Source organism: Clostridium sp., assembly GCF_036660475.1.
In the GTDB taxonomy this organism is placed as follows: Bacteria; Bacillota; Clostridia; order Clostridiales; family Clostridiaceae; genus Clostridium_J.
In genome coordinates, this window is the sequence record NZ_JAVXAO010000001.1 from 343,899 (window position 1) to 356,715 (window position 12,817).

General features: G+C 28.9%; 10 protein-coding genes. 5 read left to right on the forward strand and 5 right to left on the reverse strand.

Annotated features, from left to right (window positions below; all coding sequences use genetic code 11):
• Window positions 1-66: 66 nt before the first annotated feature.
• Both RSA29_RS01480 and RSA29_RS01485 read right to left on the reverse strand, forming a co-directional pair.
• Window positions 67-1,377: a sodium-dependent transporter gene (locus RSA29_RS01480; protein ID WP_346941684.1), complete on the reverse strand. Its 1,311-nt coding sequence runs from the start codon at window positions 1,375-1,377 to the stop codon at window positions 67-69.
• Between the two features lie 475 nt (window positions 1,378-1,852).
• Window positions 1,853-5,224, reverse strand: coding sequence for an AAA family ATPase (locus RSA29_RS01485; RefSeq protein ID WP_346941683.1), 3,372 nt, complete (start codon window positions 5,222-5,224; stop codon window positions 1,853-1,855).
• A gap of 339 nt (window positions 5,225-5,563) precedes the next feature.
• Here RSA29_RS01485 and RSA29_RS01490 point away from each other — a divergent pair, with 339 nt between their 5' ends.
• Window positions 5,564-6,964 carry an MATE family efflux transporter gene (locus RSA29_RS01490; RefSeq protein ID WP_346941957.1) on the forward strand — a complete coding sequence of 467 codons (1,401 nt, stop codon included), beginning with the start codon at window positions 5,564-5,566 and terminating at the stop codon, window positions 6,962-6,964.
• Between the two features lie 64 nt (window positions 6,965-7,028).
• Window positions 7,029-7,481 (forward strand): MarR family transcriptional regulator, encoded by a 453-nt coding sequence (locus RSA29_RS01495; RefSeq protein WP_346941682.1) that lies wholly within the window; start codon window positions 7,029-7,031, stop codon window positions 7,479-7,481.
• Window positions 7,482-7,609: 128 nt separating this feature from the next.
• On the opposite strand, the gene RSA29_RS01500 is transcribed toward RSA29_RS01495, so the two are convergent.
• Window positions 7,610-8,386, reverse strand: coding sequence for an endonuclease/exonuclease/phosphatase family protein (locus RSA29_RS01500; protein ID WP_346941681.1), 777 nt, complete (start codon window positions 8,384-8,386; stop codon window positions 7,610-7,612).
• A 261-nt stretch (window positions 8,387-8,647) separates the two neighbouring features.
• Here RSA29_RS01500 and RSA29_RS01505 point away from each other — a divergent pair, with 261 nt between their 5' ends.
• From RSA29_RS01505 to RSA29_RS01515, 3 genes are all read left to right on the forward strand, one after another.
• On the forward strand, window positions 8,648-9,547 hold the full coding sequence (locus RSA29_RS01505) for a hypothetical protein (protein WP_346941680.1): 900 nt from the start codon (window positions 8,648-8,650) through the stop codon (window positions 9,545-9,547).
• 174 nt (window positions 9,548-9,721) lie between these two features.
• Window positions 9,722-10,621, forward strand: coding sequence for a UV DNA damage repair endonuclease UvsE (gene uvsE, locus RSA29_RS01510; RefSeq protein ID WP_346941679.1), 900 nt, complete (start codon window positions 9,722-9,724; stop codon window positions 10,619-10,621).
• Window positions 10,622-10,910: 289 nt separating this feature from the next.
• Window positions 10,911-11,849, forward strand: coding sequence for an AEC family transporter (locus tag RSA29_RS01515; protein ID WP_346941678.1), 939 nt, complete (start codon window positions 10,911-10,913; stop codon window positions 11,847-11,849).
• Window positions 11,850-11,962: 113 nt separating this feature from the next.
• Here RSA29_RS01515 and RSA29_RS01520 read toward each other — a convergent pair whose 3' ends face one another.
• Window positions 11,963-12,334, reverse strand: a complete 372-nt coding sequence (locus tag RSA29_RS01520; RefSeq protein WP_346941677.1) for a NifB/NifX family molybdenum-iron cluster-binding protein — start codon at window positions 12,332-12,334, stop codon at window positions 11,963-11,965.
• Between the two features lie 3 nt (window positions 12,335-12,337).
• Window positions 12,338-12,721 (reverse strand): metalloregulator ArsR/SmtB family transcription factor, encoded by a 384-nt coding sequence (locus RSA29_RS01525; RefSeq protein WP_346941676.1) that lies wholly within the window; start codon window positions 12,719-12,721, stop codon window positions 12,338-12,340.
• Window positions 12,722-12,817: the final 96 nt, after the last annotated feature.

A 12,817-nucleotide genomic window follows, 5' to 3' on the forward strand; every position in this document is an offset into this window, starting at 1 on the left:
CCATGGATTAATGGTAATGTAACACATAATTAATATTAGCTTAAAACACAGCTTTTTGTTTAAACTTTATATTCCACCATATACAATTCCTAGCACTATAACTAAAATAGTTATAGTTGTGAACCCATACTTAGAAAACATATAAAATCTATTTCCTAACTTAGTATCTGACCCCATATTTATTTCTCCTAATACATTATCCTTATCATACATGTAGTAAAATACTATAAACACAATTAACGCAGCTGCTGGAGATACTACAATTGTAATTAAATCTGCAAAGTTATTAAACAAGTTCATATTTAAATTTAGTGGTATTGATAATAAAAATGCTGATATAGCAATTAATATAGTAGATGTTTTTCTACTTAACCTTGTCTGTGACATAAATGATTCTACTGGTCCCTCTAACATATTTATAGATGAACTTATTGCCGCAAACAATATACTTAAAAAGAATAGTATCATTAAAATTTGTCCACCTGGTATTGCTTTAAATATAGTTGGTATTGTTATAAATAATAGTGGTGGACCTGCTGCTGGGTCTAGTCCAAATGAAAATACTGCTGGCATTATTACAAAAGATGCAAGTAGTGCTGATACAGTATCTAGTATTGCTGTACTAACTGCCGATCTTGGTATATCTATATCTTTTTTAATATAGCTACCGTAAACAACCATTCCACATCCATTTAGTGATACTGTAAAGAACGCTTGACCAAGAGCCATAACCCAAGTGCTCACTTTAAATAAGTATTCCCACTGTGGTGTTAATAAGTATTTAACCCCATTCATTGCCCCTGGTAAAGTTAATGATCTAATTGCTAATAATATGAATATACCAAAAAGTAATGGCATTATAATCTTATTAATTTTCTCAATACCTTTAGAAATTCCTACACATACAATTGTCAAAGCTAATGTTATAGCTAACATATTCCAAAATATAGTCTGTGAACTTCCAGCAAAACTATCAAAATATGTAGGTATGTCCACATTGTTTATATTTCCATTAACACTTAATGATAAATATTTCATTATCCAACCTACTACTACATTATAAAACATAAATACACCTGCAAGACCTATCGCTGGTATACATCCTACTAATGCTCCACCTTTAAATCCTTTATTCTTAAACCCTTTTTTTATTCCAGTTAAAGCTCCACCCTCAGCATTTCTACCAAATGCAAATTCTGTTATTAATCCTGTTGAACCTAGAATAAGTACAAAAATGAAATATGGTATTAAAAACACCGATCCACCATTTTGCCCTAATCTGTATGGGAACATCCATATGTTTCCGAGACCCACTGCTGCGCCAATACAGGAGATAATAAACCCTGTTCTACTTGTAAAATTCTCTCTCTTCTTCATATCTTAATACGCCTCCTTAAAATAAATAAAACCACATAGATTTATACTATGTGGTTCAAAATCAGAAAGATTTTAAAATATAAAAACCACATAGACATACCTATGTGGCTAAATTGCTAAATTATTGAGTATAGCAAATTTCCCCAACCATCACAGATACAAACCAAAGTTGTATTGGCTTGCATCTATAATTATTTTATAAATACAAAGCCTATCTATAATAGTTAAGATAATATGCATTATTAACTTTTAATAATTGAAAGTTAAACTTACTACTCATTTTAATTCTCCTAAATTGTATATTTTAATAGATACTACCATGTTGATATATACATTGTCAACCCTGTTCTATTTAATCCCCTGCTTATTCTACCATTGAATTTAATAATACACCCTAGATCATTAACACTTATTTCACGAATATATCTTACTTTAAATAACCCGATGACACCTTTGTATCACCGGGTTATACTTATTAATTAATTGTATTTTTATTTAAAAATTCCATCCTGCTAATTGATATATCCTTAGAATTTATAATGTTAATATCCTTTTGATTTAATTTTTCATCATAAGCTCTAATACTTTGAACTCTTATTAAGTTATCTAAATATTGTTTTATCATCAGTCCATTTTTAAGTGCTAAATGTAAACTTTCCTTCATCTCTATTATTACTTGATTTAATGCTTTCTCTCCATTTTCACTTAAAGAATATCCTTTTCTACTTAATGTACTTAGGGCAATATTAAATAATCCCCCTTCATCATAGTTATCAAAATCAACCCAAGTTGGGAATCTATAATTTAAAGATTGATTAGATAACACTAGTTTTTTCATTTCATCCTTATTTCCTGATAGCACTATAATAATTCTATTATTATTCTTATCTATAAATTTAATTAATTCTGCAATTATCTTATTACATTGTTCTTCTTCAATAAGTAAATGCGCCTTATCTATAAATAAAATTTTCCCTATGGACTTATTAAACATATCTTCTATTTTTATTCCTTTATTAAGCATACATATAAGTTCATATTTATCCATTTCAACTATAGTTTTTGCCTTAACAATTCCCATACTGTAATACATTTCTGAGAGTATATTTACTACTGCTTTCTTTCCAGTCCCCGCTTCTCCAGTGAAAATTATATTATTATACTTATTTATATCTAATCCAACACCTAGCTTCTTCCTTTTTTCTTTTATTTTCATTAGTTTATATTGATTTCGTAAAAATTCTTTTGACTTCTCACTTCCGACTAATGCTTTTAACCTTTTTTCCAAATCAAAATTATTATCATAATCTGATATGTTTATCTTCTCTATATCTTTTGATGTTATTAGATTCATTTCATAAACACTAATATCTTCTTCAACGATTCTTATACTTTGGTTTCTAATTAACTTCTCAACATAGTTTCGTACCATTCTACCATTCCCAGATTGAGCATCAGCATTCTCATAGATATCTACAAAGCTTTTCTTTAGTGCTACATTAGCATTTTTAGATAGTTTAAAGCCCTTTGACTCAACTAACTTTATAGCCATCCCTAGAAGCTCATTTGGATTATAATCTTGGAAATTAGTCCATAACGGAAATCTTGATCTTAGTCCTATGTTAACATCAAAGAAATCCTCCATTTCCTCTTCATATCCAGCAAGTATTACTATTACTTCCTTAGAATAATCTTCAATTAACTTAAGAAGTGTTTCTACCACCTCTATCCCTAATGAATCATTAGCAAGGGTATAAGCTTCATCTATAAACAAAATCCCACCTATAGCCTCTTTAAATTTCGCCTCAGTCTTCTTTGAGGTTTCCCCTGGAACATCCGATACAAAACTAGATCTGTCTGTTTCAATTAATTGTCCAATCTTTAATAATCCCATGCTATTTAACATTTCAGCTACGAGTCTTGCTATACTAGTTTTACCTGTACCTGGATTCCCCGTAAATACCATATTTAAATTTTGTTCTATTTTAGTATTTACTCCTACTGATTTTCTTTTTTCTTGTGCAACTATTAATTTATATTGACTTCTTAAAAGTTTTTTTACATCTTCAAGACCTATAATTCCATTTAATTTCTCTTCTAAATCAAATTTAGCATTAACCTTAAAGTTAAAGTTATCTCTCTCTAATAGATCTATTTGCTTTTCACTATTTGTTAAATATTTTTTCGATGCATCCATTATTGCATTTTCAACTATATTTCTTACAAATCTAGCATTCCCTAAATCATTTTTGCCTGTAAGTTGGTTTCTTGTAAATAAATCTATTAATCCTGATTTTACATTCTTTGCTATTCTATACCCCTTTGATTTTGCTATGTTTATAGCTATTTCATACATTTCTACTGGATTATAATCTTTAAAATCTATAATATTAGAAAATCTAGACTTAAGACCTTGATTAAAACTCAAGAAATTTTCCATATCTTTTTCATAACCAGCTAGTATAACAATTAAGTTATCCCTATTATCTTCTATACCCTTTAAAAGAGCATCAACAATTTCTTTCCCAACTTTATCCTCTTCACTTTCACATAGTGAATAAGCTTCATCTATGAAGAGTACTCCGCCTAATGCCGAACTTATAATATCATTAGTTCGTTTTGCTGTATCATTTGCATTCTCTGTAACAAAATCAGCCTTACTAACTTCTTTAAATATGCCTTTAGATAATATCCCTAGTGCATTTAGATATTCAAATGTAACCCTTGCAGCATTAGTTTTTCCTGTACCTGCATTACCCGTAAATATCATGTTCATAGATATTTTTGAAGTCTTAAGTCCAAGCCTCTCCCTTATCTTCTGCACCTTGTAATTATTTTCAACATTTATAATAAAATCCTTTAATTCTCTTATTCCAATTATGGAATCTAGCTTATATTTTGCTTCTTCCATGGTTGGTGTTAAGTAATCATCTAACTTAAATATTTCATTATCAGATTTACAGTAAATTTCATTTTCATTTGTATATATTAAAATCTGTCCTTCACCGTAAAGACCTTCTTTTTCTATTAAATTTATTATTGGCTTATATATTCTATATGAAATATACTCACTAACCCCAAAGCTACTATCTTCTCTAAAGTTCTCTTGTAAAAAGCTACATATTCCAAAGTTATCCTCACTTTCATTGTTTTCGCTAATACCTAAAAGTATATCTACATTTAAATCGTCTTGTATTTTATCGATGGATTTTAAGACCTCTCTTCTTAGTACTATATTTCTCTCATCTTCAGTTAAGTTTTTAGTAAATAATATCTTATCAACATTATTTAACAAGTCATCTTTTAAATTTACATCTTCATTATTGTAGATGAAGATAAAAAATTTATTGTGACATATAAATTCATTTATTCTATTAGTATCCTTCTCATCAGCTTCAACTAAAAATTTATTTTTCATGACATAATCATCTTTAAGTCTTAAGCATGAATTCGGATATATCTCTGCTAATACATCTAATATCTCTTTTGTCGCCTTGTCAGTATTTTTAAACATAACTATTTCAGAATCGCTATTTAACTTCTCATATAAATCACTTAAAAACGCATTGTACCCCAAATTAAAATTATATGACGCTAAATTTATTTCCTCTACTTCAGCTTTTTCTATTAAACTATTATTTTTAATTTCATCCATAAGTAATCTTATGCTGGCTTTTTTAGAAGTCCCTCTATTTCCAACTAAAAGTAATATACCCTTTTGATCCTCGGATAATTTCTCTTCAAAGTAATTACATAAATTGTGTACAAAATCCTCTTGACCTATCAACTCATTATTTAGGTTTTTCTCTATATTTATAAATCTTTTTTTTATATTTTTATTTTCCATATTATTTTACCCTCACCTTTCCTATGTAAAAAAGAAATATGCATGTTTTAATTAAATTCATGAACTCTATTCTTTAAACTCCATTAAGTTTTTTCCCTTAATTTTAAATTCTACATTTTAAATTTTTAATTTTTAATTTTTAATTATAACATATATATCTTTTCCCAACATTTTTAATCTATAAGTAACTTCTGTTTATCCTAACTACATTTTAACAGAAAACCATTAATGTTTCCAAAATCCTATTATATAAATAAAATTTCGTTGCAAGAGCAACAAGATTATGATATGCTATTTTTCGTTGCCTTTGCAACGATATCTGTAGAGAGGATGATTAACATGTCTTTTGAAAATAGTCAAGATAGTTTAGGAACTGAAAGCATAATAAAACTTTTAATCAAATTTTCCATTCCCGCAATTATAGGAATGGTTGTAAATATGCTGTATACCATTGTCGATAGGATGTATATTGGAAATATACCTAATGTAGGAGGACTTGCAATTACTGGTGTTGGTATTACTATGCCCGTAACCCAAATAATTACTTCATTTGGTATGTTAGTTGGAATAGGTACATGTGCTAGTATATCGATAGCTTTTGGACAAAATAAAAAAAAGGATGCAGCCAAATATTTAGGTAATGGATTTACTTGTATATTGATAATAAGCTTATTTATAGCTATATTGGGAAATATATTTGCCAAACAAATTTTAATGTTATTTGGCGCTAGTGAAAATACACTTCCTTATGCTCTTGCATACATAAGACCTCTATTTATAGGTACTATATGCAATTTATTCGCCTTTGGATTAAACAACTCAATACGTTCAGATGGAAACCCAAAGTTTAGTATGTTTACCATGGTTATAGGTGCTGCTGTAAATATAATTTTAGATCCAATTTTTATATTTGTATTTAATCTTGGAATACAAGGTGCTGCCTATGCCACCGTCATATCTCAATTTATAGCTGGCTGCTGGGTATTATATTATTTTACCCTCAGCAAAAAATCTTCAATAAAATTGGAATTTACTAATTTAAAACTTGATAAAATAATAATGAAAAATATATTACTAATAGGTATGTCACCATTCTTAATGCAAGTTGCAAGTAGCATAGTTTCTATAATAGCAAATAAATCTTTAATGACTTATGGCGGTGATTTAGCCATTGGTGCTATGGCAATTATTACTTCCGTATACTCAATCTTCATTATGCCTATATACGGACTTAATCAAGGGGCTCAACCTATTCTTGGATATAACTATGGTGCTAAAAATTATTCTCGTGTAAGAAAGACTTATATTTATAGTTTATTAGCAAGTACACTTATACTCGTATTAAGCTCTATATTTATTCAACTGTTCCCTAATTTAGCAGTATCGATGTTTAATAGTGATCCTACCCTTACTGAATTAACTGTATCTGGCATGCGAATATTTCTTCTTTCACTACCTATTATTGGTATTCAGATGACATCCTCAACATATTACCAAGCTGTAGGTAAATCAAATAAAGCTATGTTAATAAGTCTTTCAAGACAAGTTATATTCTTAATACCCACATTCTTAATATTACCTAAATTCTTTGGACTTAAGGGTGTTTGGTACGCTGGCCCTATAGCTGATATTTTATCTATAATTGTTTCTGGAATAATTATATTTATTGAAATGCGAAACCTTAAAAATATGGACCTACCCACTGAATTTAACTCTTATACTGAAGATATTGTAGCTTAAATCATTGTTTATTGGTTACACTATTGCTATACTTTAATCAATAATATAAGAGGGTAGTGTTAATATGAAACGATATGAAACTGAATCTATAAGTAGATATATAAGCCACTTCCATAGAATTGGTTCAAACTTTTTATCAAAAAAGTATGAAAAAGCTGACATAGGCTTTGCTCAATATAAATTTCTAATACAGTTATACTTAACCGACGGTCTAAGTCATGATGAGTTAACTGAAAAGGTTTCTGTAGATAAAGGTACTACAACAAGAGCTATAAAAAAGCTTTGGGAAAATGGATATGTAAGAATTGAATTAAATGAGAATGATAAAAGAAAGTATCACATATATCTTACTGAAAAAGCTCTATATAAACGCGAAGAAATTTTAAGTATCTCTGCTCTTTGGGAAGATAAGCTTACAGGATGTCTTTCGCCAAATGAGTTAGACACTCTACTTGAACTTCTAAGAAAGATTGGCAGAAATAATTCTGGATACTTTTTTTCTGAAAATGAAAAATAATAAAGGTTACGAACTTCGTAGCCTTTTAATTTCGGTCTATATTTCACCCCTTTTCACTATGCTATCATATTATCAATAACCGCTAAATCATAACTTAACTAAAAACTCCTTTCATACTGGAGTTTTTATCATCTTATATTTAAGTCCGCTAAAATAGGATAGTGATCCGATGGATACTTTCCCGATTTACTATAATTTATAATTTTTGCATCAAGGATTGTAAATTCCTCAGATACAAATATGTAATCAATATGGCGTCCCTTTTTTCTACCTTTAAACCTTCCCATTGTTGTCATTTCATATATTTCTCTTTTAGATTCTTGTACTGCTACAAATTGTCGTTCTCCATTTTCTTTTGCTGAAAAGTTCTTTATTAATTTGCTATTCGGTGTTGCATTAAAATCCCCCATAAGTATTATTGGTAACCCATCAATTTTATGTTGCTTTTCTATATATTCACTTATCTTTTTTAATCCGTGTTCTCTTGCAGCTGTTAAAAAACAATCAAGATGAGTATTGTATACTCTAACAACATCCCCATCCTCTAGATGTACTATAGCTGTTGTACATATTCGTGGATATAGTGAGTACCATACAGAAGTTCCTATTTTATCTGGATAATTTGACAACCAAAAAGTATTACTTTCCAAAATTTTATGCTTTTTAGATACTAAAATATCATTTCTTTCCACAAATATTTTTTTGGAACGTGGCTCACCTACAATATTATAATTTGATAACTCCATGGAAACATCTTTGAACATTAAATTATTTACTTCCTGTAACCCTATTATGTCACAATCATATTTATCAAAAATCTCATAAATTATATGAGCTCTATTTTTCCATCTATTATTTATATCTAAAATAAAATCAGTCCTTAGATTGAATGTCATAACTCTCATAATCACACCGCCCTTCCTTACTACTTATTTATCCTGTTATACCCTTATTACTCTGATGATTTCCAATATATATTATGATACACTTAATTTATCTGATGTCTAACTGCTGTTACTTCCACCTTTTTTAAATTTGGATAACAGTGAAATACCCATAGATAAGTTCTTTTAATAATATGAAGTTCTTACTAATACCATTTAAAACATACCCTGCCAAATATGATAAGTTTTTTATTCTAATTATTTAAAAAAGGAGGAATAATTATGAGCGAAAAGAAAAATTTAGAATCAATTAGATTCCTTGCAATCTGTTTGCTAATTATTAATGTTATTTCTAATATACTATTCTTCACAAATAGCCCCTATATCCCCTTCGAAATTAGGAATTTTTTAAATTTAAATACTGTAGTTAATTTTAATTTTATCCCTTTAATCGCAATTCTATTAGTATCTTTCTTTAATTTTAAGCTTAATGTTACTGAAAACGTGACACAGCAAGTAAATAGTAAAAGCAAATTTCTATATTTGCCTCACATAATTTTTATATTTTACATCTTTATTAGTACCTTTATTATAAAAAACAAAAATATTATTATCTCTTCACTCACTATGGAAATAATCTTTATCGGAATACATATTTTAACTAGAAAATGTATTGCTCTAAGTTTAAGTAGTAGACATTATCTTTGGAGAAAAGCCTGGGAAGTCCCCGGTGTAGATGTAGATAAAGAAAGTAATTTTACTTGGCGGTTAAAATTTTGGACTAGCCCCCATGTGAATGTTGAATTTAATAAGAGATGGAAAAAATTCAATTTTATATACTTAATCTTTGCATATATTTTTATTTCAAGGAGCCCTGGCATAGTAGTAATTTTTCTTATTTTATCGCCAGTGATACCAATTGCAATTTCTTGGATAGAGGCCCTCTTAGGACTTCACACTAGCTTAACAGGTTTATGCACCGCTATTACACAGCATACTTATTCTAGAAGCAGTCAGGTCTATTATAAACTCTATATAACTGACTTTCAAAAGGAGCGTGAAATCACCTTTTGTGTGGACAATCATCCATACATAGAAGAAGGCTCTGAAATAACCGTAATACATGGCATATTTTCTAAAAAAGTCCTTTATATTAAAGGCTTAAATATTAGCATTAGATAATCTGATTTTCTTTGAAATTCCTTGAATTTATTTATTAAATTAAGCACACCCTATTTATAATAGTGTATATTATTTGACTATGCTTTAATTAATTGTTGAAATCCTTATCAACATTAATTTTAAACATAGTCTTTAATTTAAATTCATGATGTCATATTTTAAGGAGATTTTCCCATGATTAATCGTATTGGTTATGCTTGCATTAATACTTCTCTTAATGATAATTTTAGAGATTGTAGACTTAATTCAGTTTACAAACAAGGAATTCCCTACCTAAAGGATATAATTATCCACAACTTAAATCTAACAAAAAATACTCTACTATGGAATATTGACAACGATATCTTCTTTTACCGGGCTACATCTAAATTAGTTCCTTTTGCTACCCACAAGGAAGTTTTAAGAGACTTTTCCTTTAGGTGGTATGAAGATGAAAATGCACTAAAAATTTTAGCTGAAATTAAAGAAATTGTTCATGAAAATAATGTTAGATTATCTATGCATCCTGATCAATTCACAATCCTTAATAGCTTAAGAGAAGATGTAGTCTTAAACTCTATTGATAATTTGATTTACCATAAAGATATCCTTGAATACATGGGTGGTAGTGATTTAATAATTCATACTGGCGGTGTATATGGTGATAAACTGGCTTCAATAGAAAGATTTATTTCAAATTTTAATAAACTACCTAAAGATATAAAAAAGTACCTTAGATTAGAAAATGATGATGTTTCCTATAATCTTAAAGACGTCTTAGATATTTCAAAAACTTGTGGCATACCAGTAGTTTTAGATATTCATCATCACAATTGTAACAATTGTGGTATAAACACTGTAAACCCTTTTATTTATGACGTATCGAATAGTTGGAAAAAAACTGGGCTTATTCCTAAATGCCATATTAGTTCTGGGATTACAACTTACACCGATAAACGTCATGCAGATTATATATCACCTAGTGACTTCTTCTCTTTCTGTGAAATTACAGAACCCTTAATAGTTGATTTGATGGTAGAGGCTAAAAGGAAGGAACAGGCAGTTTTAATGTTGAAAACCTTAATTCCAATGTAATTTTCATATAATAATTTAAAGTATCAGATTGTATTTATGCTTCTGATACTTTTATTTTAGCCCTATTTAAAAATATTATTAAGCTCCAATAGTATTTATATAAGTATCCTCATCCCCAAGTCATCATTGAACTTTTCTCAATTATTAAGTAGAATGAAATTGTACAAGCTAAGTAGTTTCAATAATTATTGAAAGTTTGCATTGAACCTATATACTACTATCTTATAGTCAATCCATATTCAAAATAAATCATAATAATTAAATAAACTTATTTGAAAGGTAATATGTTATGGAAAATTTAATTTTATCAATTAACGTGGTCCTACCACTGTTTCTTATAATGGCCTTAGGTTATGGCCTAAGAATAGCTAAAGTTTACAATGATAATACTTTAAAGACTATGAATAGTGTAACCTTTAAAGTCTTTTTACCCATGTTACTATTTCACAACATATATAATGCTGATTTGCAGGGAGCTTTTAATCCAAAGCTAATAATGTTTTCTCTGCTCAGCGTGTTAATTATCTTCATCATAATATCCACTATTATTCCATTGGTTGAGAAAGATAATAAAAAGCGTGGTGTATTAATCCAAGGAATATTCCGTAGTAACTTTGTAATATTCGGATTACCCGTTGCTTCTTCATTATATGGTGATGATAATCTTGGTGTCGTTGCTATACTTATCGCCGTGGTTGTTCCACTTTTTAACATATTAGCAGTAGTTATTCTTGAAATATTCAGAGGAGGCAAAATAAATATTAAACAAATACTAAAAGGTATTATTACAAATCCTCTTATTATAGCTTCATCAATTGCTATATCCTTCTTACTTTTTAAAATCAAACTTCCCATTGCCATAGAGAAGTCAATAAGTGATATTTCAAAAATAGCTACACCACTTTCCCTAATTTTGCTAGGAGGGTCTTTTAAATTTACCGATGTGAAATATCACCTTAAAAATACTATAATAGGTGTAATTAGCAGACTTATATTAGTTCCTGGCATACTAATGCCTATAAGCATTTGGTTCGGATTTAGAGACATAGATCTCTTAGCACTTATGCTAATATTTGCATCTCCTACTGCAATTTCATCGTTTACTATGGCTCAGAAAATGGATGGAGATAGTGATTTAGCTGCGCAAATAGTTGTATTCACTTCTGCTTTTTGCATACTTACAGTATTCTTATGGATATTTATATTGAAAGAATTAGGGTTAATATAAATTAATAGCATACTTTAAATTTAAAAAGATATATCAAAAATAAATTAAGTTATTTTTGATATATCTTTTTTAATTTTCACACTCCCCTTGGAGCTCAATTCAACATGATAATTTTAGTGGTGGCCACACCCATCATGACTACAGGTATGACTCATAGAGAATTCTATTAGTTTTCCTTTGTTTAGACTTTCTAAATTGTTTCCTATAGTTCCCTCTTGTGCTTTATATACCTTAATTCCCATGGAGTTTAGTTTAACTATAGCACCTTGACCAATTCCACCTACAACTATAGCATCTACTACCTCTCCTGATAAAGCCTTCATTGGCTGACATTTACCATGTTCATGACCTAAATCCCCATTACCTAAAACCTTAATTTCATCTTTTTCTAAATCACATACTACAAATAATGGAGCTGTTCCAAAATGTCCATATGGCATACTATCCATACCCTCATTAGATTTTACTGGAAAACAAACTTTCATTTACTACTCCTCCTTTAATCTTTTTTTACAACAGCTTTTCATTCCCTTACAATTATTATTACACTGTAAAACATTGAAATTTTCTACTTCTAAATTAAATTTATCACTTATTGAGCATATATCGTCATTAATAAGTATTCTTATAAAGCCTATTGCTTCTTCTAGGATATCTTTATTTAAATCATATATTACATGATACCCCTTCTTATATCCTATAACTAATTCCACATCCTTAAGAATTTTAATATGTTGAGATACTGCTGCTTCGGATATTTCTAGATGTCTAGCTATTCCCTTTGCACATATATTTCTCTTAGATAATAGTATTAATATTTTTATTCTCGTTTCATCTCCAATGGCCTTAAACACCTTTACGTTGTTTATCATATACTCTCCTTTGATCCATCCAATTTAATTAAGTATTAGCTTAATTAAATTATAATACTCTTAATCATATTTTTCAACCCTTAATATATAACCCCT

Bases quoted from the DNA above. Each gene is read 5' to 3' on its own strand.
- RSA29_RS01505 (WP_346941680.1), top strand. From the start codon at position 8,648: ATGAGCGAAAAGAAAAATTTAGAATCAATTAGATTCCTTGCAATCTGT.
- RSA29_RS01500 (WP_346941681.1), bottom strand. From the start codon at position 8,386: ATGAGAGTTATGACATTCAATCTAAGGACTGATTTTATTTTAGATATA.
- RSA29_RS01485 (WP_346941683.1), bottom strand. From the start codon at position 5,224: ATGGAAAATAAAAATATAAAAAAAAGATTTATAAATATAGAGAAAAAC.
- RSA29_RS01495 (WP_346941682.1), top strand. From the start codon at position 7,029: ATGAAACGATATGAAACTGAATCTATAAGTAGATATATAAGCCACTTC.
- RSA29_RS01520 (WP_346941677.1), bottom strand. From the start codon at position 12,334: ATGAAAGTTTGTTTTCCAGTAAAATCTAATGAGGGTATGGATAGTATG.
- RSA29_RS01480 (WP_346941684.1), bottom strand. From the start codon at position 1,377: ATGAAGAAGAGAGAGAATTTTACAAGTAGAACAGGGTTTATTATCTCC.
- RSA29_RS01490 (WP_346941957.1), top strand. From the start codon at position 5,564: ATGTCTTTTGAAAATAGTCAAGATAGTTTAGGAACTGAAAGCATAATA.
- RSA29_RS01525 (WP_346941676.1), bottom strand. From the start codon at position 12,721: ATGATAAACAACGTAAAGGTGTTTAAGGCCATTGGAGATGAAACGAGA.
- RSA29_RS01515 (WP_346941678.1), top strand. From the start codon at position 10,911: ATGGAAAATTTAATTTTATCAATTAACGTGGTCCTACCACTGTTTCTT.
- uvsE (WP_346941679.1), top strand. From the start codon at position 9,722: ATGATTAATCGTATTGGTTATGCTTGCATTAATACTTCTCTTAATGAT.